The organism is Myxococcota bacterium, from assembly GCA_041389495.1.
GTDB lineage: Bacteria > Myxococcota_A > UBA9160 > UBA9160 > UBA4427 > JAWKRT01.
Genome location: JAWKRT010000001.1, coordinates 1883776 through 1907664, shown reverse-complemented (window position 1 = coordinate 1907664; position 23889 = coordinate 1883776). Strand labels below are relative to the sequence as shown.

Sequence of the window (23889 nt, the reverse complement as noted above, 5' to 3'; positions counted from 1 at the left end):
TCGTATACTGCGCGCGTGATCGAAGGCCAGCCGAGCCAGACCGCCCTCGCGACCGCCGCGCTGCGCGCCGCGCACCGCCTCCACGATCGGCCCGTCGTCTTCGACGACCCGCTCGCGCGCGACCTGACGAGCGACGAGTGGCGCGCGCAGCTCGACGCGGGCGCGATGCCGCGCGTCGTCGCGCAGCTCGGCCTGCGGCCCATCCAGGGGCAGCTCGTCGGCCGCGCGCGTCACGTGGACGACCGACTCGACCGCGCGATCGCCGACGCCGGCGCCGCGCAGGTCGTGCTGCTCGGCGCGGGCCTCGACAGCCTCGCGTGGCGGCGCCCGTCGCTCGGCGTGCGCGTGATCGAGCTCGACCATCCGGCGACGCAGGCCTGGAAGCGCGAGCGGCTCGCAGAGCTCGCGCTCGACGGCGCAGTCGACGTCGCGCTCGTTCCGGTCGACTTCGAGCGCGAGGCCGTCGACGCCGCGCTCGCGAGGGCGGGCTTCGATCGCGGAGCGCCGGCCTTCTTCGCGTGGATGGGCGTCGTCGGCTACCTCGCGCCCGCGAGTCGCCGCGCGACGCTCGCGGGCGTCGCGCGCTGCGCGGCGGCCGGGAGCCGCGTCGTGTTCGACTACCCGGCCGCGCTCGAGGCGCTCGACGACGACACGCGCGCGATCGCGCGCCGCGTGGACGAGGGGACGGCGAGCCTCGGCGAGGCGCGCATCGGACGGCCGCACCCCGCCGCGCTCGAGAGCGAGGCGCGCGAGCTCGGCTTCGACGTCGTCGAGCACCTCGGGCCCGCCGACCTCGCCGCCCGCTACTTCGCGGGGCGCGACGACGACCTCGGGCCCAACCCCGAGACGCGCATCGTCGAGCTCGCGCTCCGCTAGCGCATGTTCCCCTTGCCCGGGATCAGCGGGAGGTCGAGCGCCGAGAGCATCCCCGGCTTCGCGGCCACCACCGCCGGAATCGCGTGGATGGCGCGCATGCCCGTCGACAGGCAGCCGCCCGAGTTCGAGTCGCCGTCGTAGGCGCCGCGGAAGGCCGTCTCCTGCGTGATGTTCGGGCTGCCCTCGATGATCACGCGGTAGCAGTCGTCGTCCTCGATCTTCGTGCGCGGCCAGTCGGGCGCGGCGGCCTTCGTGATGCGGTTGACGTGCTCGATCACGATGCGCGGCTCGCCCTTCACGATGCCCATGATCTCGAAGCGCACCGCCGCGCAGCAGCCCTTGCGGATCACACCGTTCATGTGGTGGATGTCCTCGGGCGCCTCCCACTTCTGGTAGGTCGAGTCGTAGCGCTCGATCTCGACGCCGAGCGCGTCGGCGATCATCGGGATCGTGTGACCCCACGAGAACACGAGGATCTTCGTGTTCTCGAGCAGCGCGGTGAAGTCCATCGGCTCGCCGATGCCCATCGTGCGCGCGTAGTCACCGGTGTAGCTCTGGTAGTCGAGGATCTCTTGGATGCGCACGCGGTCGACGCGCCCGCACAGGCCCATCAGCGTCAGCGGGAAGAGGTCGTTCGCGAAGCCCGGGTCGATGCCGCTCGTGAAGCAGCTCGTCCCGCCCTCCTGGCAGGCCTTCTCGAGCGCCTCGATCATCGCCGGCGGGCACGCCTTCGGATAGACGAGCGGCGTCATCGACGTCGACACGACGTCCTTCCCCGCGCGCAGCGCCTTCGCCATGTTCTCGATGTTGGCGGCGGCGTACTCGGCCGTCGGCCCGAAGTACGCGACGACGTCGGCGTCCATCGCGAGCACGCGATCGGCGTCGCGCGTGCAGACGATGCCCGTCTCCGGGAGGCCGAGCAGCTCGCCGAGGTCCTTGCCTTCCTTCTCCGGGTCGCTCACGAGCACGGCCACGAGGTCGAACTCGGGGTGCTCGAGCAGCTCGCGCGCGACCATCTTGCCCGTGAAGCCCGTGCCCCACTGGATCACCTTGTACGCCATCGGATCGTTCCTCCGTTCCGCCGGCCCCTGCGAGCGCGGCGTCGATGCTAGTTCCCGGCCTCCGCCCGCGCCTTCGCCCAGCGGTAGTCGGGCTTGCCGCTCGGGCTGCGCTGCACGACCGGCACGAAGACGAACGCCTTCGGCAGCTTGTAGCGGGCGACGTGCCGCTCGCACTCCGCGAGCAGCGACGCCTCGTCGGGCGCCGCGCCCTCGCGCAGCGCCACGACCGCGACGACCTCCTGCCCCCAGCGCTCGCTCGGGCGCGGGGCGACGACGACGTCGAAGACGTCGCCGTGCGCCTTGAGCGCCGCCTCGACCTCCTCGGCGAAGATCTTCTCGCCGCCCGAGTTGATGCAGACCGAGTCGCGCCCGAGGAGATCGATGCCGCCCGCGTCGTTGTAGCGCGCGCGATCGCCGGGCACCGAGTAGCGCCGCCCGTCGATCTCGGGGAAGGTGCGCGCCGTCTTCGCGGGGTCGCCGAGATACCCGAGCGGCTTGCGACCGGCCATCGCGAGCCAGCCCTCCTCCCGCTCGGACGGGTCGAGCACGCGCGCGAGGTCGTCGGACACGACGACGGAGTCGACGGCGGCCGCGAAGCTGCCCGACGACACGTTGCCCCTGGTCGCCACGGCGCCCGCCTGCAGGCCGCCCTCCGAGGAGCCCATGCCGTCCCACACGATCGCGTGCGGGAGCAGGTCGAGCAGCGCCGCCTTGTTCGGCGCCGAGAGCTGCGCGCCGCCCGACCCGACGACGCGCAGCGACGCGAGGTCGTACGGCCGCGCGCGCAGCTCGTCGACGATCGGACGCGCGAAGGCATCGCCCACGATCGACACCGTCGCGACGCGCTCGCGCTCGGCGGTCGCGAGGAAGTCGCGCGCGTCGAAGCGCTTCACCTCGCCCGGCATCACGATCGTCGCGCCGCCGACCATCGCATTGACGAGCACCCACTGCGCGGCGCCGTGCATGAGCGGCGGCCCGATCAGCGCCTTCGCCCCCGCCTGCGAGCCCGCCTTCGCCTGCGCGGCGAGCTCCTCGCGGCTCGCGACGAGCGTCCCGTCCTGGCGCCGCCCGCCCATCGCGGACACGAAGATGTCGTCGCTGCGCCAGAGCACGCCCTTCGGCATGCCCGTCGTGCCGCCCGTGTACAGGACGTAGAGGTCGTCGGGGCTCGGCGTCGCGGCCGGCTCGGCCGGCGAGGACGCCGCGAGCGCCTGCTCGTAGTCGACGGCACCGTCGAGCAGCGGCTCGCCCGAGTCGTCGGCCACCTGCACGAGCAGCTCGAGCCGCGGCAGCTTCGAGCGGATCGCCGCCACGCGCGGCGCGAACTCCGCGTGGTAGACGAGCGCGCGCGCCTGCGCGTTCTCGAGCAGGTAGAGGAGCTCCTCCTCGACGTAGCGATAGTTGACGTTGATGGGAGCGACGCGCGCCGCGAACGCGCCGAACATCGCCTCGACGTACTCGTTGCCGTTGTACAGGTAGAGCGCGCAGTGCGCCTGCCCGGACTCGTGGTTCGCGAGCCCGTCGCGCTCGCGCTCGAGCCCGAGGCCGCGCGCGAGCAGGAGGTTCGCGAAGCGGCGCTCGCGCTCGGCGAGCTCGCGGTAGGTGAGGCGACGGTCGCGGAAGACGAGCGCCTCGTGATCGGGGATGGCCGCCGCGATCGTCGCGGCGACGTCGGCGAGCGAGAGCGCCATGCTGCGTCTCCTTTCCGTGCCCGGGCCCCTCGCGGCGCGCCGGCTAGTCCTGCGGCAGCGCGAACGCGACGAGCGCGTCGCCCATCGTCCCGAGCGGGTTCCCGCCCGCCGCGACGACGACGAACTGCCTGCGATCCGGCCCGAGGCGATAGGTCATCGGCACCGCGGTGCCGTCGGCGGGCAGCCGCGCCTCGAACACGACGCGCCCGTTCGCGACGTCGAAGGCGCGGAAGGTGCGGTCGACGGTCGCGCCGATGAAGTAGACGCCGCCCGCCGTCACGAGGCCGCCGCCGAAGTTCGGAACGCCCATCTCGAGCGGGAACGGGGCGAGGTCGCGCGTGTTGCCGAGCGGCACCTTCCAGACGACCTCGCCGCTCGCGAGGTCGACGGCCGTGAGCGAGCCCCACGGCGGCGGGCTGCACGGCGCGCCGAACGGCGAGAAGAGCGGGAAGCGCCGCACGCCGTACGGCGTGCCCGTCATCGGGTAGAACTCCTCGGGATAGGTCACGTCCGCCTTGTCGATCGCGTCCGCCTCCGCGCGCGGGACGAGCTGCGCGACCATCGCGACGTGCAGCTGGTTCACGAGCAGGAGCCCCTTCGCCTCGTCGATCGCGACGCCGCCCCAGTTCATGCCGCCGCTCGTGTGCGGATAGACGATCGAGCCCTCGAGCGACGGGGCCGTGTAGAGGCCGTCGCGCCGGTAGCGCGCGACGAGGTCGCGGCAGGCGCGGCGGTCGAACGGCGTGAACCCGAACACGTCGTCGGGGCCGATCGCGTAGTCGTGGAGCGGCTTCGGGTGCGTCGGGAAGGGCTGCGTCGGCGCGGGCGTCTCGCCGGGCGCCGCGGCCTGCGACACCGGCCGCTCCTCGACCGGGTACAACGGCTCGCCCGTCTCGCGATCGAGCAGGAAGACCATGCCCATCTTCGTCGACTGCGCGAGCGCCGGACGCCCGCCGCCGACGCCCGGGTGCGCGAACAGCGCGGGCGGGCTCGGCACGTCGTAGTCCCAGACGTCGTGGTGCACGACCTGGAAGTGCCAGCGCACGGCGCCCGTCGCGGCGTCGAGCGCGACCACCGAGCTGCCGTAGTAGTCGATGCCGTCGCGCTGGCCGCCGTAGAGGTCGGGCGACGGGTTGCCGGTGGGCACGAACACGAGCCCGCGCTCGGCGTCGCCGCTGATGATCGACCAGACGTTCGGCGTGCCGCGCGCGTAGACGCGGCCCGTCGCCGGGTCGGGCGCCTTCGCGAAGCCGGGCGGCACCGGGTCCCACGCCCAGCGCAGCGCGCCCGTGCGCAGGTCGAACGCGCGCACGACGCCGCTCGGCGCGTCGACGCGCACGTTGTCGGCGACGAGCGCACCGAGCACGATGACGTCGCCGATCACGTAGCCGGGCGACGTCGGGTAGTACTCCCAGACGGCGGCCTCGCCGATGCCCTCGCGCAGCGCGACGCGGCCGTGCTCGCCGAAGCCTTCGCAGGGCGCGCCCGTGCGCGCGTCGAGCGCGATCAGCTCCGAGTCCTTGGTGCCGAGGTAGAGCCGCCGCGCGCACGCGGCGCCCTCCTCCGCCTGCGGGTCGCGCCAGTACGAGAGGCCGCGGCACGCGAGCGGGTACGGCCCCGCGCCCTTCACCGCGCGCAGCTCGGGATCGAACACCCAGCGCTCCGCGCCCGTTTCCGGATCGAGCGCGAAGACGCGCTGGAACGGCGTGCAGTAGTAGAGCGTGTCGTCGACCACGAGCGGCGTCGCCTGGTGCGCGGTGACCGCCGAGCGGCCGCTGCCGTCGTAGACGTCGCCGCTGTGGTGCGTCCACGCGACCTCGAGCGCGTGCGCGTTCCCCGGCGTGATCTGCGTGAGCGGCGAGGCGTGGAGCGAGCCGCGGCCCGCGTAGAGCGGCCAGTCGGCGACGGGCCCACCCGCTTCGATCTCGACGGGCGCGCGGCCGCACGCCGCCGCGGCGAGCGCGGTGGCGAGCGCCAGCGCGCGCGCGGCCGCGGCGCGCTTCACGCGCCCTCCGCGAGCGCGCGCCGCACGCGCTCGAGGGGCGACTCGCTCGGCGCGATGAAGACGCCCTCGGCCTCGGCGCACAGCACGTCGCCGCAGTGCATCGTGCCCTTCGCGAACGTCTTGCGCCCCTCGCGCCGCTCGATCCAGCCGCGCATCGCGATGCGCTCGCCGACCGGCGTGAGCGAGCGGTACCGCACCGTGAGCGTGCCCGTGAAGCCGCCCGCGTCGTTCACGACGTTGACGCAGCCGAGCAGCTCGTCGAACACGAGCGCGACGATGCCGCCGTGCACGGCCGTCGGCGGCCCGCAGTACGGCGCGTCGAACACGTGCTCGGCGACGAGCTCGTCGCCGCGCTGCTCGAACACGACGGGCGGCGCGATCGGGTTGTGCGGGCCGACGACCGGGCTGTACGGGAAGAACACCGCCGGATCGCGCGCGCCGGGGATGAAGCTCCCCTCGCCCATGTCGAGGATGCCCTGCGCGTAGGGGCCGGGGTGGTCGTACGGAGCGAGCCGCGCGTGCAGCGCGTCGAGCTCGCGCGCGACGTCGGCCAGCAGCGCGGCCGGCGCCTTCGTCTTGCGCAGGTTCGCGAGCACGCGTCGCAGCGCGTCGACGGCGCCCGCGAGCGCCTGCGGTTCGGGATCGGGCATGGAGCTCCTCGGTGGTGGCGCGCGCGGCCGGCGGGCGCGTGCGCGCGCCGGCCGCGCGGCCCGGATCGCGGGGCGCGCACCGACGCGCGGACGGCACGGGCCGACGGCGCGAGGCGCCGGACGATGGCTCAGGCGATCGCGGGCCGCATGCCCGGGCGCGCCGCGACGCCCTCCGCCTCGACCTTGCCGTCCACCTGGATGGGCGTGCCGTTCACGAGCACGTGCGCCATGCCCGTCGGCTGGTCGGCCGTGAGCCGCGCCGAGTCGCCGGGGAAGTCGCGCACGCGTCGGATCGGCCCGGGCGCGACGGTGGCCGGGTCGAACACGACGACGTCCGCGCGGTAGCCCGGGCGCAGGTAGCCGCGCTCCGCGAACCCGAAGATGTCGGCCTGCCGGCCCGAGAGCCGCCGCACCGCGTCCTCGACGCTCATCACGCCGCGGTCGCGCACCCAGTTGCCGAGCAGGTCGGTCGCCTGCGGCGCGTCGCACAGCTGGCCCACGTGCGCGCCCGCGTCCGAGAGCCCGAGCGTCACGCCCTCGCGTGTGAGCAGCCACGCGACGCCCTCGGTGTCGTCGTTCGCGAGCACGGCGTTGAAGCGCGTGCCGAGATCGTCGGCGAGCCCGATGTCGAGGATCGCGTCGAACACGCTCGTGCCGCGCTCGCGCGCGACGTCCTCGACACGCCGTCCCTCGAGCGCGGGCTGCGTCGGGCTCTCGGCGACGACGAACGTGTGCCAGCGCGGTCGCATCACGTGCGCGTCGAGCTGCGCGAGCGCGCGCTCGCGGAAGGCGCGGTCGCGGTAGGCGGCGACGCGCGCGTCGCGCGTCCCGCGCATCAGCGCCGCGAACGCCTCCGCGATGTTGAACGTGAACGGGTCGTCGAGCGTGAGCTGGAACTGCAGCGGGCGCGGCGACACCTGCGGCCAGACCGAGGCGCCCTTCGCGTGCCCGGCGTCGTTGAGCGCGACGAGCTGCTTGTAGCCGTCGCCCGGGAAGGTGAGCAGCGCGCCGTATGTGAATGGCCGCCCGACCTTCGGCTGCAGCTCGTAGAGATCGGGGATCGAGACGTTCTCGCCCGGTGCGACGGCGACGACGCCCCGCCCCGCCGCGGCCACCGCCGCGCACAGCGCCTCGAACTCGCGCCGCTCGGCGAAGCGCGACGGCACGGGCTTGCCGTCCATGCCGACGTGCGTCGGCGCGAAGCTCGTCGCGAAGCCGGCCGCGCCCGCGCGCACCGCCTCCGTGACGATCGCCGCCATGCGCTCGATCTCTTCGTCCTTCGCGGCGCGCTCGTAGGCGGCGTCGCCCATCGCGAACAGGCGCAGCGCGGTGTGCCCGATGTAGGCCGCGTAGTTCAGCACCGTGCCGCGGCGCTCGACCGACGCCAGGTACTCGGGGAAGGTCTCGAACTCCCACGGGATGCCCGCGTCGAGCGCGGCGACGTCCATGTCCTCCACGTTCTCGAGCGTGCGCGCGATCGTCGTGCGGTGCTCGGGGCGCGTCGGCGCGATCGAGAAGCCGCAGTTGCCCGCGACGACGGTCGTCACGCCGTGGAAGCACGACGGCGTGAGCTGCGGGTCCCAGAAGACCTGCGCGTCGAAGTGCGTGTGGATGTCGATGAAGCCCGGCGCCACGACCTTGCCGCGCGCGTCGAGCTCGCGCGCGCCGTCGAGGCCCTTCCCGATCGCGCGGATCGCGCCCCCCTCGATCGCGACGTCGGCCTCGATGCCGGGCGCGCCGCTGCCGTCGACGACCGTTCCGCCGCGGATCACGATGTCTGCGCTCATGGAGCCTCCTCTTCAGGCGTGGGCGTCGGGCGCGCGGTCGGGCGCCTCGACGCGGTAGAGCTTCGCGGCGTTCTCGAAGAGCACCTTGCGCCGGACGTCCGCCGGCTTGCCGGCGAGCCCGGCGTCGATCTTCTCGCGCACGTTGCCGTACAGGCAGATCGGGTGCGGGTAGTCCGTCTCGAACAGCACGCGCTCGACGCCGATGTCGTCGAGGAGCTGCTGCGGCGCGTGCTCCTCGAAGAAGTAACAGCCGTAGACCTGGCGCGCGAAGTACTCGGACGGCTTGAGCGCGAACTCGGGCCGCTCCTGCCGGATGCGCGAGTACTCGAACGCGTAGTCGCAGCTCTCGAGCACGAACGGGATGAACCCGATGCCGCTCTCGACGGAGACGACGCGCAGCGCGGGGTGCCGCGCGAGCACGCCCGAGAGCAGCAGGTCGACGAGCTGCTTGCCGTTGTCGAGGAAGAGCTGCACGGCGGTGCGCGCGTTGGTGGCGCCGACGCCGTAGTCGCGCAGCGAGTCGGGCGAGAAGCCGTTCGTGAACTCGCCGTTGCCGAGGTGGAAGCTCACGGGCAGGTCGTGCGCGACGGCGGCCTCCCACAGCGGCGTCCAGTGCGCCGATGCGAGCCGCGGCATGCCGTGCGTGTGCGGCTCGCCCGTGAACAGCAGGCCCTTCGCGCCGAGCTTCGCCGTGCGCTCGATCTCCGCGACCGACGCCGCGACGTCCCAGAACGGGAGCGACACGATCGGGATGAAGCGCCGCGGGTCGGGCGCGACCCAGTCGAACAGGAAGTCGTTGTACGCGCGCACGCACTCGCGCTTCAGCTCCTCGTCGCGGAGCTGGAGGAAGGCCTGGTTCCCGAAGCCGCCGACGTTCGGGTAGAGCGCGGTCGCCCAGACCCCGATCGAGTCCATGTAGGCGAGGCGCGCGGTCGCGTCGTACGACGCGGGCGGGCACTCGGCGAAGCCCGACGGCGCGGCGGGGAACGGATCGGGCCAGCCGGCCACCGCGGTGTGTCCGACCGGCACCGCGGCCGCGCCGTCGCCGACGCTCCAGAGCTCCATCTTCCCGCGGCCGTCGGGCCGCTCGATCGTCACGATGCGCGGCGCCTCGGCGCGCATGCGCGCGGGCAGCCGCGACGCCCACAGGTCGGGCGGCTCGGTGATGTGCGTGTCGACGTCGATCACCCAGTCGAGCACGCGCGCGGGCGCGGTCTCGCGCGCGGATGCGGTCGCGGGCGGCATGGCCGTCTCCTCCTGGCGTCGCTCCGCGCGGGCCGGGGCGCGCGCAGTCTACTCCCCGGGCAACGCGAGCAGGCGCGCCGCGTCGGCGCACGTCGCGAGCGGGCGGCCGACCTCGGCGCAGAGCGCCGCCGCCTCCCGTACGAGCTCCTCGTTCGTCGGTGTGCGCGCCGGGTCGAGGTGCTCCTCGAGCCCGACGTGCAGGTGGCCGCCGCGCTCGAGCGCGAGCCGCGCGACCTCGGTCTGCATCAGGTCGCCGCCCCACACCGAGACCGACCACGGGATGCGCGTGCCCTCGAGCATGTCGAGGTAGGCGAGCAGCGCGTGCCGCGTCGGCGGCAGCCCGAACGTCACGCCCGGCGTGCGCGACGCGAGCCCGCACGGCCCGCCGAAGTAGAGCTTCGCCATCGCGCCGCGCGGCAGCCGCCCGAGCCGGTGATAGGCGAGCGTCGTCTGCAGGAAGCCCGGCTCGTAGATCGCGAGCTGCGGCCCGAGGCCGCGCGCCGCGTGGAACTCCATCGCATAGCGGATCGCGTCGTACGGGTTCGCGTAGACGCCGCCGACGGGAACGCCGTCGGGCCCCGGAAGCCCGATGTTGGTCGAGCCCGGGTCGAACAGGCCGAGGCGCAGCAGGCCGTCGCGGTGCAGCAGGTCGACGTGCTCGAGCATGCGCGGCGCGTCGCCGGCGGCCGCGCAGAGCGTCGGGTACCAGAGCGCGTCGGGACGCGCGTCGAGCACCGGCCGCCACGCCTGCGCGTACGCCTCGGCCGCCTCCTTGCCCCCGAGCGCGATGTCGTGGTTGTGCGCGTGCACGATCGAGGCGCCCGCCGCGTAGCAGGCGAGCGCCGTGGCCGTGACCTCGGCCGGCGTCGTCGGGATGTGCGGGTTGCGCTCCTTCGTCCCCATTCCGTTGATGGCGGCCTCGAGGATCACGGGCGTCGCGTCGGGCATGGGGCCTCCCGGGGCGACCGGCGCCGGCCGGTCCGCGGCGCGAAGTCTCACCGGCCTTCGTTGACAAAGTCAACGAACTTCGGCCATCGTCCCGCGCCGAGGAGACCACCACCCATGACCTACGACCTGATCGTGCGCGGCGGAACCATCGTGGACGGCACCGGCCGGGCGCCCTTCCGGGGCGACGTCGCGGTGCGCGACGGGCGCATCGCCGCCGTCGGCGCGCCCGGCGAGATCGCGGGCGAGGCCGCGCGCGAGGTCGACGCGACGGGCCTCGTCGTGACGCCGGGCTTCGTCGACGTGCACACGCACTACGACGCGCAGGTCACCTGGGACCCCTACCTCACGCCGAGCTGCTTCCACGGCGTCACGACCGCCGTGCTCGGCAACTGCGGCGTCGGCTTCGCGCCCGCCCGGCCGGACGAGCGCGAGTGGCTGATCGAGCTGATGGAGTGCGTCGAGGACATCCCGCGCGCCGCGATCTCGGCCGGCATGAAGTGGGACTGGGAGTCGTTCCCGGAGTACCTCGACGCGCTCGAGCGCGCGCCGCTCGCGATGGACATCGCGACGCACGTGCCGCACACGTCGCTGCGCACGTACGTCATGGGCGAGCGCGGCGCGAGCAACGAGCCGGCCACGCCCGCCGACATCGCCGAGATGGCGCGCCTCGTGAAGGAGGGCATCGCGGCCGGCGCGCTCGGCTTCTCGACGTCGCGCACGCTCGCGCACCGCGCGCCGAACGGCGAGCCCGTGCCCGGCACGTTCGCATCGGAGGACGAGCTGTTCGGCATCGGACGCGTCCTCGGCGAGCTCGGCACCGGCATCTTCGAGGTCGCGAACAACGGCGCGGCCGGCGAGGACGTCGAGGCGCCGAAGGCCGAGGTCGACTGGATGCGGCGGCTCTCGAAGGAGATCGGCCGCCCCGTGTCGTTCACGATGCTGCAGGTCGACGCCGCGCCGAACCTGTGGCGCGAGCTGCTCGCGACGGCGAAGGCCGCGCGCGCCGAGGGCGCGGACCTCCATCCGCAGATCGCCGGCCGCCCGTTCGGCATGCTGATGGGCCTGCAGACGGAGCGGCACGCGTGGCGCGGCCGGCCCGCGTTCGAGGAGATCGCGGGGCTCCCGCTCGCCGAGCTCGCGGCCGAGCTGCGCACGCCCGAGCGGCGCCGGCGCATCCTGTCCGAGCCCGCCGACACGAACGGCTTCGGGGCCGTCTGGGTGCAGTACGACAAGCTCTTCCCGCTCGGCAACCCGATGAACTACGAGCCGAGCGACGAGGACTCGATCGCCGCGATCGCGAAGCGCTCCGGCCGCGACCCGCAGGAAGTGCTCTACGACGCGATGATCGCGGAGGACGGCCGCGCGATGCTGCTCGTCCCCGCGCTCAACTACTCCGAGCGCTCGTGCGACCCGATCTACGAGATGATGCACGAGCCGCAGACCGTGCTCGGCCTCGGCGACGGCGGCGCGCACTGCGCGCTGATCTGCGACGCGAGCATCCAGACGTTCATGCTCACGCACTGGGTGCGCGACCGCTCGCGCGGCCCGCGCCTCCCGATCGAGTTCGCCGTGAAGCGCATGACGCACGACCCGGCGCGGCTCTACGGGCTCGAGGATCGCGGCACGCTCGAGCCCGGCATGAAGGCCGACCTCAACCTGATCGATCTCGAGCGGCTCGCGCTCGAGCTGCCCGAGGCCGTCGCCGACCTGCCGGCCGGCGCGCGCCGCCTCGTGCAGCGCGCGCGCGGCTATGTCGCGACCTTCGTGTCGGGCGTCGAGACGATGCGCGACGACCGGCCGACGGGCGCCCTGCCCGGCGCGCTCGTGCGCGGCGCGCAGCCCGCGCCGAGCGCGGCCTAGCGAGCGCGCGGCAGAGCGCAGCCACGATGGCGAGCCCGGGTTCGGAGGGCGCCGCGCGCCCGGCGAGAGCGCCGCGGCGCGGCGTCGCCGCGAGCCGGCGCGAAGCGCAGCGGCGCGACACGCGCGAGCAGCTCTACGCGCTCGCGATCGCCGAGTTCCGCCGCGTCGGCACGCAGAACGCGCGCGTGCACGACATCGCGCGCGCGGCCGGCGTCGTGCCCGGCACATTCTACTTCCACTTCCCGACCAAGGACCACGTCGTCTTCGAGATGTGGCTGCGCAACGCGCAGCGCTTCATCGAGCGACTCGAGGCGCTCGCGCCGGCGGGCGGCGAGCCCGGCCTCGCGCACTTCCTGCGCGCGGTCGCCGACGCGATGATCGACGTCGAGGAGGAGCTCGCCGCGCCCGACCTCGTGCGCGATTCCCTCGGCCTGCTCCTGCGGCCGCCGGACGGCACGTCGCTCGACGACGACCCGATCGGCCGCGCGATCGCAGGCCACCTCGCCGCGGCCGCCGCGCGCGGCGAGCTGCGCGCCGGCGCGCTCCCGCCCGACGAGCTCGCGCAGATCCTGCTCACCTCGGCCTTCGGCGCCCTCGCCGCCGCGCCCGACGACCCCGCCGAGCGGCGGCGCCGCCTGCGCCGCACGCTCGACTTCTTCGCCGAGGCGCTGGCTCCCGCTCGTTAGGTCGCGCTCACTCGCGATCGGCGAGCCGATCGCGCAGCTCGTCGATCGCCTTCGCCTGATCGCGGATCGCGAGCTCCTGGCGCTGGATCTCGCGCAGGAGCATCGGCGTGAGCAGCTGGTACCGCACCGAGTACGGCGCGCCCTCGCCGTCGACCACGACGAGCTCGGGCGCGACCTTCGCCACCTCCTCCGCGATCAGTCCGTACTCGATCGTGGCGCCGTCGCCGCCCGCGTCCTCGCGATACACGAACGACACCGGGCGAAGCCGCATCAGCACGTCGCGCGGGTCGGCGAGCGTCTCGACCTTCTCCTTGAACTTCGCGGACGAGGTCGTGGTGCCGAGCTCGTGGGACGCGTTGATCAACACCGGAACGCCGCCCGAGACCGTGTTGCCCGAGATGCCCGTGATGAAGGCCTCGGTCTGCGAGGCCGTCCCGATGCGGATCTTCCCGCTCTCGAAGTTGTTCCCCGTGTTGGCGATGTAGACGTTGTCGCTCCCGGTCACGAGACTCGATCCGCCGCCGAGCGCGACGTTGTTGTTCCCGGTCCCGAGCGACCCGAGGGACGACGACCCGACTCCCGTGTTTCCGCTCCCGGTCGCGCCGTCGAGCGCCTGCGACCCGACGGCGGTGTTGTTCGACCCGACGACGTTCGCACGCAGCGCGTGCATCCCGACCGCGGCGTTGTCGCCGCCCGTCGTCAGGAACTGGAGCGCGCGCGTCCCCACCGCCGTGTTGCGCAGCGAGTCCTGCGTGCTCTGGAGGGCGGCGTATCCGACGGCCACGTGGTTGTCGCCGGTCGTGTTGTAGGCGAGCGCCTGGAAGCCGACCGCGGTGTTCGACGTGCCGTTCGTATTCGAAGCGAGGGCTGCGAAGCCGACGGCGGAGTTGGTGATGCCGACGTCGTTGCTCGCGAGCGCGCCGTATCCGAACGCCACGTTCTGCGAGCCCGTCGTGTTCGCCGTGAGCGCCCGGGTACCGAACGCCGAGTTGAAGTAGCCGGTCGTGCTCGACATCAGCGCATCCGCGCCGAACGCCGCGCTCCCGCCGACCGTCGTGTTGCGCAGCGCGTTCGCACCGAAGGCCGAGCTCTCGTTCCCGCTCACGTTCGCCGCGAGTGCGTACTTGCCGAACGCGGAGTTGCGCCCGCCGAACGGCTGGCCGTACGTGCAGCAGCCGCCCGACGTGCTCTGCAGTGCGCTGTGTCCGAATGCGGTGTTCGCGTCTCCCGAATCGGCCGGCGTCGCCGCTTCGGTCGCGAGCGCGTCGAACCCGACCGAGAGGCTCTGCGGAGTCGTGTAGACGAACAGCGCGCCGCTCCTCGACACGTTGCCCGTGTCGCCGTCGATGCGCAGGTGCTCGACCGGGCCCGCACCCTCGACGACGAAGTCCTCGCCCGCGCCGAGCGTGAACGTCACGTCGGCCGCGCCGACGCCGGGAAGGAGGACGGCGAGAAGCGAGACGAACGCGAACGAGCGACGACACGCCATGGGAGCCTCCACGAGTACCCGCCGACGCATCGCGGCGGGAACATCTGCCGCCCGTCCGAGCCTACTCCTCGCCCGCGGCCGGAATCCAGCGTTCCCGGGGAGGACTCCCGTGTCGCTTGCAGGGGATTCGACCTCCCGAGTAGCGTCGAGACATGGATGCGAGGCGGCGGCGCGCCGCACTCCCGGCCTTCCTTGCGCTCGCCTTCGCCCTCTCGGGCTGCGGCATGAGCCACGCCGGCGACACCCCGCGCGCCGTCGTGATCGGCATCGACGGCGCCGACTGGCGCATCGTCGACCCGCTGATCGAAGCCGGCCGGATGCCGAACCTCGCCGCGCTGCGCGAGCGCGGCAGCTCCGGGCCGATCCGCACGCTCGTCGACTACCCGCTCTCCCCCGTCGTGTGGACCTCCGTCGTCACCGGCAAGACACCGGCAAAGCACGGCATCACCTGGTTCCTCGTCGATCGGAAGGACGGGAGCCGGGTTCCCGTGCGCAGCCACAACCGGAGGGCCAAGGCGCTGTGGAACGTGCTGGCCGAGCGCGGGCTGCGCGCGGTCTCGATCGGCTGGTGGGCGAGCTACCCGGCGGAGGACGTCGGCCCGGGCGTGATGGTCTCGGATGGGCTCGGCTTCCACGGCTTCGGGCGCACGGCGCGCGAGGGCGACGACGCGCGCAAGGTGTGGCCGAGCGAGCGCTTCGGCGAGTTCGATGCGCTCGTGCCGCCCGAGCAGAGCGTCTCCTACGACTTCACGAAGCGCTTCCTGCACCTGTCCGAGGAGCAGTTCCGCAACGCGCGCTTCGACCCCGCGCGGACGGCGCGCGCCGACCCGGACAATCCGCTCCACCTCTTCCAGCAGTACGCCGTCACCGCGCAGGGCTATACGTCGATCGCGGAGAAGCTGCTGGGCGAGCCCTACGACCTGTTCCTCGTCTACTTCGAGCAGGTCGACAGCTTCTCGCACCTGTTCATGAAGCACGCCGCGCCGCGCCTCGAGTGGATCTCGGAGGAGGATCACGCGCTCTTCGAGGACGCGGTAACCGAGTGGTACGCCTATCAAGACGAGCTGCTCGGGCGCCTGCTCGCGAAGATCGACCTCGACACGACGGCCGTCTTCGTGCTCTCCGATCACGGCTTCAAGAGCGGCGAGCGGCGCATCCACAGCGAGCACACCGTCGACATCAACGCGGCGCACCTCGACCACGAGCCGGAGGGCATCCTCCTCGCGGCGGGCCCGGGAATCCGACGCGGCGCGAAGATCGAGGAGGCCTCCGTGCTCGACCTCGCCCCGACCGTGCTCCAGTACCTCGGGCTCCCGGTCGGCAAGGACATGGATGGGAAGTCACTCGCCGGCGTCTTCGAGCCCGAGCTCCTCGGAGCGCGCCCGCTCGCCTACGTGTCGACCTACGAAGGCGAGCCGAAGGCGAAGCCGACGGGCGAAGACGTCGCCGAGCTCGGCGCCGACGAGCTGGCCGAGAACGAGGAGCGCCTCGCAACGCTCGGCTACGTCGAGAAGTCCGGCGGCGAAGCCGACGCGGGCGCCGACGACGAGTCGTCGCCCGAGATCCACGACAACCTGGCGCGCATCCACGCGCGCGCGGGCGAGCTCGACCAGGCCGTCGCCGAGTTCGAGAAGGCGCTCGCGCTGGCGCCCAACGACGCCGACGCGTTGTTGGGTCTCTCGGCGATCGCGGCACAGCGCGGCAACGGCGCGCGCGCCGAGCAGCTCGCCAAGATCGCGCTCGCCTCGAACCCCGACTTCCCGCCCGCGCTCGCGCAGCTCGCCGACCTGCGCCGCGAAGCGGGCGACCCGCGCGAGTGCGCCCGCCTCTACGAGCAGGCCGTCGCACTCCACGACGCGATGCCCGGCCTCTACCTCGGGCTCGGCGACTGCCAGCAGCGCGCGGGCGAGTTCGCGAAGGCCGAGGCCGCGTTCACACGCGCGAGCGAGCTCGACCCCGACTCGATCGCCGCCGTCTACAACCTCGGCGTCACGGCCTTCCAGCAGGGACGCGAGGAGGACGCGATCGCGCTGTACGAGCGCGCGCTCGCGATCGACCCGAAGAGCGCGCTCGCCGCCGCGATCCTCAACAACCTCGGCACCGTGCACCTCGACCGCGGCGAGAAGGAGAAGGCGATCGCGCGCTGGAAGGAAGCGGTCGCGGCGTCCCCTGCACAGCTCGAGAGCCGCTACAACCTCGCGGCGCAGTACCTCGAGCAGGGCAAGCTCGACGACGCGCTGCCGCTACTCGAGGAGGCCGCGCGGCTCGCGCCGAACCACGAGCTCGTGCACACGCGACTCGCGAACGTGTACCTGCAGAAGGGGCGCGGGCAGGACGCGTACCGCGTGCTGACGCTCGTGCACCGCCTCTATCCGGAGAACTGGTTCGCGCCGCTCGGGCTCGCGGTGCTCCACGCCGCCAACGAACGCGAGAGCGAGGCGCGCGCGCTGCTCGACGAGGCGCTGCGGCTCGGCGGCGACGATGCGAAGCGCGCGGCCAAGGGATATGCGGCGCTCGCGCCGCTGCTCGGGGGTGGAGCCGAGGCTGGCGCGCACTGACGGGTCAAGGCACCTGCGGCGGCCCCATCGCCCCGGGCATCCTGCCCACGCCCGGCCCTCGCATCATCGGATGCGGCGGCATCGCGCGCGGGCCCGCGGACGGCTGCTCGGCCTCCGCCTTCGCGATCGCCGCCTCGTCGATCTCGATCTTCGCCGCGGCGCGCAGCTCGTCGCCCAGCTTCGAGAACGCCTCGGCCGCGCGCTGCGCGCGCAGCTCGGCTTCGAGCTGCTCGCGCACGGCTTCGAAGGGCGGCGGCTCGGGCGGGAGCACTTCGACCAGCTCGAGCAGGGCCGGCGCGCCTTCGCGCTCGATCACGACGCGCTGTCCCGGCTCGCGAAGGCGCATGACGCCCAGGATCCCGCGCTGGAGGAGCTCCTGCATCGAAGCCGGGCCGATCTCCTCGCTCGACTCGACATCGAGCCGCCCTTCGCTGCCGAGCCGCACGTCTTCCGCGCGCGCCGCCTCGGCCGACTCGAACGTCTTGCGGCGAAGTCGCACGCGCCGCTCCGAGAAGCGCGCCCTGGTCATCTCGTAGTGCGCGCGCAGCTCGTCGTCGGAGACCTCGATCTGCTCGGCGAGCGCGACCTGGAGCGCGTGGGCCAGCAATGCCTCCTCCCGCGCCGCCGCCTCGCTGCGCACCGCGCGGAGCTGCTCCTGCACGGCGTCGCTGGCGTCGAGGCCGCGGCGGCGCGCCTCGTTCGAAGCGAGGCGTCGAGCAATCGCGAGGTCGAGCGCGGCGCGCGAGCCGCCGGCCCGGAACCACGGACCGCCGCCGCTCACGTCGTCGACCGTGATCGGCGAGCCGTCGACGCGCGCGACGACGCCGGCCCCGCCGGAAGCGGAATCGCCCGCCCGCGACGGTGCGGCTTCCGGTCGCTCGCATCCGACCCCGATAGCGATCGCGACCACACAGATGCCCATGCGAAGGACATCGATCCGGCCACCGGCCTCGCCACGCATCGCGGCTCCTCCCTCGGCGACGAAATCTCCACGGACGCGGCCCACTTGCGCAGGCCCCGTGCTCACCCGTCGCTACGTCGAAGCTGCCGCGCACGCTATCCGGGAGCGGGCCGGCGCGGCAAGCCACCGCCCGCTTGCTGCGAAGGCGGCTGGCAGGCCGCGGCACCCGCGCCGTAAGCTAGGCGGTGCGGCAGTCGTTCCCGCCGCATTGCGCCGGCGGGTTCTCGCGGAGGCTCCCATGGCGGCTCGTTCGTTTGCGGGTCGTTCTCTTCGGTCGATCTCGTTGCTCGCCCTCCTCTCCTGCTTCCATCCAGGCACCGGTGCGGCCGACGTGACGGTCACGCTCGGCGCCGCCGAAGACTTCGTCGTCGAGACGAACGGCGGCCCGCCCGCCGAACGCCTGCGCATCGACGAGGCCACCGGGAACATCTCGCGCAACGGTGCCTTGTTCGTGCACACGACCGGTGCGAGCAGCGTGTTCGTCGGGCCCGGATCCGGGAACACGAGCTCGTCGGGCAGCCTCAACGCGGCGATCGGCGCCAGCGCACTCGCGGCGAACACCTCGGGCTTCGGGAACACCGCCGCGGGAGCCTACGCGCTCCACTTCAACACCTCGGGCTACGGAAACACCGCGACCGGATTCAACGCGCTGCGATACAACACCACGGGCCGGCACAACACCGCGGCGGGAGTCAACGCCCTGCAAGGGAACGGAACGGGCGAGGCCAACACCGCCGCCGGGCATCAAGCGCTCTCCAGCAACTCCGTGGGCTCGCGAAACACCGCGGCGGGTGCCTCCGCGCTCCTGCTGAACAGCTCGGGAAACGACAACACCGCCGCGGGAAGCACCGCCCTGTTCCTGAACACCACCGGCAACGACAACACCGCGACCGGAAGCAGTGCGCTCTACACCAACACCACGGGCAACCACAACACCGCGACGGGAGCCAACGCTCTCAGGTACAACAGCACCGGCTCCTACAACACCGCGTCGGGCTTCCAATCCCTACGCAGCAACACGATCGGCGCCAGGAACACCGCGAGTGGAACCAGTGCCCTGCACTCCAACACCACCGGCGACAGCAACACCGCGGCCGGGTTCCAATCGCTGGTCGCGAACACCACGGGCTTCTTCAACACCGCTGCGGGAGCCTACGCCCTCCGCGACAACACCATCGGCGTCCGAAACACGGCGGTGGGATTCCAATCGATGCTCAACAACACCACAGGGGGCTTCAACACCGCGGTCGGCAGGCGAGCGCTGGCCAACAACACCACCGGCGCCTACAACATCGCGGTCGGGCAGAACGCGGGCGCCCTCCAGACCAACGGGATCGAGAACATCTATCTCGGGAACGTAGGCGTCGCCGGCGAGAGCCGGCAGATCAAGATCGGCACGATCGGTGCGCAGACGGCCGCGCACATCGCCGGAATCCACGGCGCGACGTCCTCGGGCGGCATCGCCGTGCTCGTGAACGCCTCGGGCACGTTGGGCACCACGACCTCGTCCGCCCGCTTCAAGCGCGACATCGCCGACATGGGCTCGGCGAGCGACGTGCTGATGAAGCTGCGACCCGTCGTCTTCCACTACACCGAGGAGACCGTCGGCAAGGAAGCGAGCGGCGAGCTGCAGTACGGCCTGATCGCCGAGGAGGTCGCCGACGTCGCACCCGAGCTCGTCGCGCCCGGCGCCGACGGCTCGCCCTACTCGGTCAAGTACCACGTGCTGCCGGCGCTCTTGCTCAACGAGCTGCAGAAGTCCGAGCTCCGCAACGACGAGCAGCAGCGCACGATCGAAGAGCTGCTCGCCCGGCTCGCTGCGCTGGAGGCGCTGCAGGGGTCCGCGGGAAGGGAGTGATGGAGTCCCACCGCGATCGCCGCGCGGGTTAGGCTTCTTCATCAGGTCGAGCCACTCACGAGCGTCGCCCGCCGGGAACTCCGGACGCGAGAGGATGGACATGCGAGATCGCTCCCGCACCGGTCAGGCAACCCTGCTCGCGGTCTCCATCAGCGCGGGCATCGCGCTGGCCTCGCCCAGTATCGCTGCCGATCTCACCGCGACGCTCGACGCCGGAGCCGGCTTCTCCGTGCGCGACGACACGGGCGCGATCGAGCGCCTGCGCGTCGACGAAGCCACCGGGAACCTGTCGCGCAACGGCGCACTCTTCGTGCACACGACCGGGAATCACAACCTGTTCGTGGGAGCGGGTGCCGGAAGCCTGACGACCACCGGATTCACAGGCGCCAACGCGGCGTTCGGCGAAGCCGCACTCGGTGCGATCACGACGGGCTTCTGGAACGCCGCCCTCGGATATCGCGCCCTCGCCGCCAACACCAGCGGCGATCGCAACGCCGCGCTCGGAACCCGCGCCCTCGAGCACAACACGACCGGCTTCTTCAACACGGCCACGGGACACCGTTCCCTGGGCTCGAACACCACGGGCTACTACAACACCTCGACCGGAACGTACGCGATGGGCCTGAACACGACGGGCACTCGCAATACCGCGTTGGGAGACGCGGCCCTGCAGAGCAACCAGAACGGCTCGCGCAACACGGGCTCGGGATTCCTCGCCCTGACTTCGAACACGGTCGGCTTCCAGAACACCGCCGCCGGAAGCGGTGCCCTCGCCTACAACACGTCCGGCTCCAAGAACACCGCCGCGGGCGCGGAGTCCCTTCGCTCGAACACGACCGGCTCCAACAACACCGCGGCGGGATACGGCGCGCTCTACTCGCTCACGTCCGGGTCGTCGAACATCGCGGTCGGGTACACCGCCGGAGCCGGTCTGACCGCGGGAAGCAACAACATCTACCTCGCGAACCAGGGTGCTGCGGCCGAGAGCGGCCAGATCCGGATCGGGACCCTCGGTACCCACACCCAGGCCACGATCGCCGGCATCCACGGACGAACCTCGACGGGCGGCATCGCCGTGCTCGTGAACGCCTCGGGCACGCTGGGCACCACGACCTCCTCCGCCCGCTTCAAGCGCGACGTCGCCGACATGGGCTCGGCGAGCGACGTGCTGATGAAGCTGCGCCCCGTCGTCTTCCACTACACCGAGGAGACCGTCGGCAAGGAAGCGTCCGGCGAGCTCCAGTACGGCCTGATCGCGGAGGAGGTCGCCGACATCGCACCCGAGCTCGTCGCGCCCGGCGCCGACGGCTCGCCCTACTCGGTCAAGTACCACGTGCTGCCGGCGCTCTTGCTCAACGAAGTCCAGCAGCAGCGCGCGGAGATCGCTCGGTTGCGGTCCCGGGTCGCCGAGCTCGAAGACGTGCGCGATCGCGCGCATGCGAAGGGAGCCTCGCGATGAACCACTCTCCCCGACTCGCAGCCGCTCTCGCACTCCTCGCCATCGCTGCGGCTCCCAGCACGACGCTCGCCAGCGATCTCACCGTGGGTTCGGGCAGCGCGCTCGCGCTCGGTACCTCGAACCTCGATCTCGGCTGCGCCGATCTCGCGATCGCGGGCGCACTCGACGTCGCGAACGGCTCGATCGATGCCGCGCGTCACGTGGTCGTCCAGCCCGGTGGCTCGATCGACGGAGGCACCGGCGTGCTCCAGGTCGCCGGCGACTGGACGAACTCCGGCACCTTCGTCGCCAGCATGGGCACGATCGCGTTCGCCGACGGATGCGGCGTGACGACCGCCACGATTTCGAGCGACAGCACCTTCTCGACGCTCTCGCTCACGAGCTCGACGGCGAAGACCTATCAGTTCGCCGAGGGCAGTACGCAGACGGTCTCGACGCACCTGCACATCAGCGGCGCGCCGGGCAACCTTCTCGCGATCCGAAGCAAGACCGACGGCGTGCAGGCGAACATCGACCTCCAGGGCACGCAGCTCGTCGACTGGGTCGACGTCAAGGACAACCACGCGATCGGGAGCTCGATCGGCTATCCCGGCAACTCGGTCTCGTCGGGCAACACCACCGGCTGGTTCGCGATCGCGGCGGTGCCGGCGCTGCCGCTGGTCGGGCTTCTCGCGCTGATGGCGACGATGGCGCTCGGCGCGCGGCGATTGCTGGGCCCGCGCCCACCCAACCGCGTCAGCGCAGCGTGAACGCCTTCGACGCGATGCCGCGCGGCCGCCGGTGCCCGACGAGAAGCGCTCCGCGTCCTTCTACGCGGCGCGAACCTCTGCGGGACGAGTGAGCAGCCAGAAGCCGTTCTTCGCGTCCAGGTGCACCGGGTCTTCGCGCCGCAGGCGCGCGAGCTCGGCCTCGAGCTTCGCCGGGTCGGCGTCGACGTCGTCGATGTCGAAGCTCGCCGCGCGAATGCTGGGCCGCGTCTACTTCGGCGCGAAGCGCTGCCCGGCGTCGAGGCGGATCGTGCCGCCGTTGAGCATCGGGTTCTCGATGATCGCCTTCGCGAGCAGCGCGTACTCGCCGGGCTTTCCCATGCGCTTCGGGAACGCGGCGTCCTTCGTGAGCGCGGCGGCCATCGCCTCGGGGACGAGCTTCGTGATGCCCGTCTGGAAGAGGCTCGGCGCGATCGCGTTGACGCGGATGCCGAGCGAGCCGAGGTCGCGCGCGGCGACGTAGGTCATGCCGACGATGCCGGCCTTCGCCGCGGCGTAGGCGACCTGGCCGATCTGCCCCTCGAAGGCCGCGATCGACGCGGTGTTGACGATGACGCCGCGCTCGCCGTCGGCGTTGGGCTCGTTGCGGCTCATGACGTCGGCCTCGAGCCGCAGCAGGTCGAAGGTCGCGACGAGGTTCAGGTCCACGACGCGCCGGAAGTCGGCGAGCGGGTGCGGCCCTTCCTTCGTGAGCGTGCGCTTCGCGATCCCGCCGCCCGCGACGTTGACGCCGACGTCGATGCCGCCGAGCGCGTCCGCCGCGCCCGCGATCGCGGCCGCGACGCTCGCCTCGTCCGTGATGTCGACGGCGAAGAACGAGCCGCCGATCTGCTTCGCGACGCTCGCTCCCTCGGACGCCGGGAGGTCGAGCACCGCGACCTTCGCTCCGCCCTGCGCGAGCAGCTCGGCGGTCGCGCGCGCCATTCCCGATGCGCCGCCGACGACGACGGCCCGTGCGTTCTCGATCTGCATCTCGCTCCTGCTCCTCGTCCCGGCGACCGCGCGGGCGCCGGCGCGCACCGCCCCCGGCGCGCCGGGCGTACGCGGGGGGGCGCAGTGTACCCGCGCGCCGCGCGCGCGGGTCTAGGATGCGCGCGGGAGGCATCGCCATGACGACGCAGCGAGAGAGCGACGTTCCGCGCATCGACGACTGGTCGAAGCTGCTCGACGGCCGGGTCGCCGTCGTGACCGGCGGCGGCGACGGCATCGGCGGCGCGATCGCGCGCCTGTTCGCCGCGCACGGCGCGCGCGTCGAGATCGCGGAGATCGACCCCGCCCGCGCCGAGGCGAAGGTGAAGGAGATCGAGGCTTCGGGCGGCGCCGCGCGCGCGCACGTGGTCGACGTCCGCGAGCTCGCCGACGTCGAGCGGCTCCGCGAGGCCGTGCTCGACCGGCACGGCGCGATCGACGTGCTCGTCAACAACGTCGGCGACTACCGGCCGCTCGTGCCGTTCCACGAGTCGACGCCCGAATCGTGGGACGCGATGTTCCGCGTGAACCAGCTCCACTTCTACGCCGTCACGCGCGCGTTCCTGCCGTGCATGATCGACCGGCGCCGCGGGTCGATCGTGAACGTGCACTCCGTCGAGGGCATGCGCGGCTACCCGGGCGAGCCCGTCTACGGCTCGATGAAGGCCGCGATCGCGCACTTCACGACGTGCCTCGCCGTCGCCTACGGACGCAAGGGCATCCGCGTGAACGGCGTCGGCCCCGACCTCACGCAGACGCCGCAGGTCGACTACATCGCGGGCTGGGAGGAGCACGAGCACCTGTGGGAGTCGTGGGCGCCGGTCGGCCGGCTCGGCTGGCCCGAGGAGACGGCGCGCGTCGCGCTCTTCCTCGCGTCCGACCTCTCGACCTACGTCACTGGCCACAACGTGCCGGTCGACGGCGGCAGCAAGGCCGGCGCCGGCTGGTTCTGGTCGCCGAAGGCGAAGCGCTTCATGAACCGCCCGCTCGGGCTCTGAGGGCGCGGCGCGGCCGGCGCG

Annotated in this window: 18 protein-coding genes; 8 read left to right on the top strand and 10 right to left on the bottom strand. The window is 72.6% G+C overall.

Going from position 1 to position 23889, the window contains the following annotated elements; all coding sequences use genetic code 11:
* Positions 1-15 precede the first annotated feature (15 nt).
* Positions 16-876: a class I SAM-dependent methyltransferase gene (locus tag R3E88_08425; GenBank protein MEZ4216488.1), complete on the top strand. Its 861-nt coding sequence runs from the start codon at positions 16-18 to the stop codon at positions 874-876.
* Here the strand turns inward: R3E88_08425 and R3E88_08420 are convergent.
* The 7 genes from R3E88_08420 to R3E88_08390 form a co-directional block, all read right to left on the bottom strand.
* Positions 873-1937 (bottom strand): dihydrodipicolinate reductase, encoded by a 1065-nt coding sequence (locus tag R3E88_08420; GenBank protein MEZ4216487.1) that lies wholly within the window; start codon positions 1935-1937, stop codon positions 873-875. The two genes, R3E88_08425 and R3E88_08420, sit on opposite strands and share 4 nt — an antisense overlap.
* Before the next feature lie 47 nt (positions 1938-1984).
* Positions 1985-3628: an acyl-CoA synthetase gene (locus R3E88_08415; GenBank protein ID MEZ4216486.1), complete on the bottom strand. Its 1644-nt coding sequence runs from the start codon at positions 3626-3628 to the stop codon at positions 1985-1987.
* Positions 3629-3671: 43 nt separating this feature from the next.
* Positions 3672-5633, bottom strand: a complete 1962-nt coding sequence (locus tag R3E88_08410; protein MEZ4216485.1) for a pyrroloquinoline quinone-dependent dehydrogenase — start codon at positions 5631-5633, stop codon at positions 3672-3674.
* Complete coding sequence (locus R3E88_08405) at positions 5630-6283, bottom strand: PaaI family thioesterase (GenBank protein MEZ4216484.1); 654 nt, start codon at positions 6281-6283, stop codon at positions 5630-5632. The genes R3E88_08410 and R3E88_08405 overlap by 4 nt, the downstream gene beginning before the upstream one ends.
* 128 nt (positions 6284-6411) lie before the next feature.
* Positions 6412-8070 carry an amidohydrolase family protein gene (locus R3E88_08400; protein ID MEZ4216483.1) on the bottom strand — a complete coding sequence of 553 codons (1659 nt, stop codon included), beginning with the start codon at positions 8068-8070 and terminating at the stop codon, positions 6412-6414.
* A 12-nt stretch (positions 8071-8082) separates the two neighbouring features.
* Positions 8083-9315: an amidohydrolase family protein gene (locus tag R3E88_08395; GenBank protein ID MEZ4216482.1), complete on the bottom strand. Its 1233-nt coding sequence runs from the start codon at positions 9313-9315 to the stop codon at positions 8083-8085.
* A gap of 48 nt (positions 9316-9363) precedes the next feature.
* Positions 9364-10263: a 3-keto-5-aminohexanoate cleavage protein gene (locus R3E88_08390; GenBank protein MEZ4216481.1), complete on the bottom strand. Its 900-nt coding sequence runs from the start codon at positions 10261-10263 to the stop codon at positions 9364-9366.
* A gap of 114 nt (positions 10264-10377) precedes the next feature.
* On the opposite strand from R3E88_08390, the gene R3E88_08385 reads away from it, so the two are divergent.
* Positions 10378-12123 carry an amidohydrolase family protein gene (locus tag R3E88_08385; protein ID MEZ4216480.1) on the top strand — a complete coding sequence of 582 codons (1746 nt, stop codon included), beginning with the start codon at positions 10378-10380 and terminating at the stop codon, positions 12121-12123.
* 26 nt (positions 12124-12149) lie between these two features.
* Positions 12150-12809, top strand: coding sequence for a TetR/AcrR family transcriptional regulator (locus tag R3E88_08380; GenBank protein ID MEZ4216479.1), 660 nt, complete (start codon positions 12150-12152; stop codon positions 12807-12809).
* Between the two features lie 7 nt (positions 12810-12816).
* Here the strand turns inward: R3E88_08380 and R3E88_08375 are convergent, their stop codons facing one another.
* Complete coding sequence (locus tag R3E88_08375) at positions 12817-14298, bottom strand: tail fiber domain-containing protein (GenBank protein MEZ4216478.1); 1482 nt, start codon at positions 14296-14298, stop codon at positions 12817-12819.
* A 152-nt stretch (positions 14299-14450) separates the two neighbouring features.
* Between R3E88_08375 and R3E88_08370 the strand changes: the two genes are divergently transcribed.
* On the top strand, positions 14451-16856 hold the full coding sequence (locus R3E88_08370) for a tetratricopeptide repeat protein (protein MEZ4216477.1): 2406 nt from the start codon (positions 14451-14453) through the stop codon (positions 16854-16856).
* A gap of 4 nt (positions 16857-16860) precedes the next feature.
* Here R3E88_08370 and R3E88_08365 read toward each other — a convergent pair whose 3' ends face one another.
* On the bottom strand, positions 16861-17637 hold the full coding sequence (locus tag R3E88_08365) for a hypothetical protein (protein MEZ4216476.1): 777 nt from the start codon (positions 17635-17637) through the stop codon (positions 16861-16863).
* 418 nt (positions 17638-18055) lie between these two features.
* Here R3E88_08365 and R3E88_08360 point away from each other — a divergent pair, with 418 nt between their 5' ends.
* From R3E88_08360 to R3E88_08350, 3 genes are all read left to right on the top strand, one after another.
* On the top strand, positions 18056-19675 hold the full coding sequence (locus tag R3E88_08360) for a tail fiber domain-containing protein (protein MEZ4216475.1): 1620 nt from the start codon (positions 18056-18058) through the stop codon (positions 19673-19675).
* Positions 19676-19775: 100 nt separating this feature from the next.
* Complete coding sequence (locus tag R3E88_08355; GenBank protein MEZ4216474.1) at positions 19776-21134, top strand: tail fiber domain-containing protein; 1359 nt, start codon at positions 19776-19778, stop codon at positions 21132-21134.
* An 83-nt stretch (positions 21135-21217) separates the two neighbouring features.
* Entirely contained in the window at positions 21218-21883 is a 666-nt protein-coding gene (locus R3E88_08350) for a hypothetical protein (protein ID MEZ4216473.1), read from the top strand.
* Positions 21884-22111: 228 nt separating this feature from the next.
* On the opposite strand, the gene R3E88_08345 is transcribed toward R3E88_08350, so the two are convergent.
* Entirely contained in the window at positions 22112-22873 is a 762-nt protein-coding gene (locus tag R3E88_08345) for an SDR family NAD(P)-dependent oxidoreductase (protein MEZ4216472.1), read from the bottom strand.
* A 137-nt stretch (positions 22874-23010) separates the two neighbouring features.
* Here R3E88_08345 and R3E88_08340 point away from each other — a divergent pair, with 137 nt between their 5' ends.
* The gene (locus tag R3E88_08340; protein ID MEZ4216471.1) at positions 23011-23868 is read left to right on the top strand and encodes an SDR family oxidoreductase; all 858 of its coding nucleotides are present in this window, start codon (positions 23011-23013) and stop codon (positions 23866-23868) included.
* The last annotated feature ends 21 nt before the right edge of the window (positions 23869-23889 follow it).

Excerpts from the sequence above, each read along its gene's own strand:
- R3E88_08420 (MEZ4216487.1), bottom strand. The coding sequence starts at position 1,937 with ATGGCGTACAAGGTGATCCAGTGGGGCACGGGCTTCACGGGCAAGATG.
- R3E88_08415 (MEZ4216486.1), bottom strand. The coding sequence starts at position 3,628 with ATGGCGCTCTCGCTCGCCGACGTCGCCGCGACGATCGCGGCGGCCATC.
- R3E88_08405 (MEZ4216484.1), bottom strand. The coding sequence starts at position 6,283 with ATGCCCGATCCCGAACCGCAGGCGCTCGCGGGCGCCGTCGACGCGCTG.
- R3E88_08400 (MEZ4216483.1), bottom strand. The coding sequence starts at position 8,070 with ATGAGCGCAGACATCGTGATCCGCGGCGGAACGGTCGTCGACGGCAGC.
- R3E88_08395 (MEZ4216482.1), bottom strand. The coding sequence starts at position 9,315 with ATGCCGCCCGCGACCGCATCCGCGCGCGAGACCGCGCCCGCGCGCGTG.
- R3E88_08390 (MEZ4216481.1), bottom strand. The coding sequence starts at position 10,263 with ATGCCCGACGCGACGCCCGTGATCCTCGAGGCCGCCATCAACGGAATG.
- R3E88_08385 (MEZ4216480.1), top strand. The coding sequence starts at position 10,378 with ATGACCTACGACCTGATCGTGCGCGGCGGAACCATCGTGGACGGCACC.
- R3E88_08380 (MEZ4216479.1), top strand. The coding sequence starts at position 12,150 with ATGGCGAGCCCGGGTTCGGAGGGCGCCGCGCGCCCGGCGAGAGCGCCG.
- R3E88_08375 (MEZ4216478.1), bottom strand. The coding sequence starts at position 14,298 with ATGGCGTGTCGTCGCTCGTTCGCGTTCGTCTCGCTTCTCGCCGTCCTC.
- R3E88_08370 (MEZ4216477.1), top strand. The coding sequence starts at position 14,451 with ATGGATGCGAGGCGGCGGCGCGCCGCACTCCCGGCCTTCCTTGCGCTC.
- R3E88_08360 (MEZ4216475.1), top strand. The coding sequence starts at position 18,056 with ATGGCGGCTCGTTCGTTTGCGGGTCGTTCTCTTCGGTCGATCTCGTTG.
- R3E88_08355 (MEZ4216474.1), top strand. The coding sequence starts at position 19,776 with ATGCGAGATCGCTCCCGCACCGGTCAGGCAACCCTGCTCGCGGTCTCC.
- R3E88_08345 (MEZ4216472.1), bottom strand. The coding sequence starts at position 22,873 with ATGCAGATCGAGAACGCACGGGCCGTCGTCGTCGGCGGCGCATCGGGA.
- R3E88_08340 (MEZ4216471.1), top strand. The coding sequence starts at position 23,011 with ATGACGACGCAGCGAGAGAGCGACGTTCCGCGCATCGACGACTGGTCG.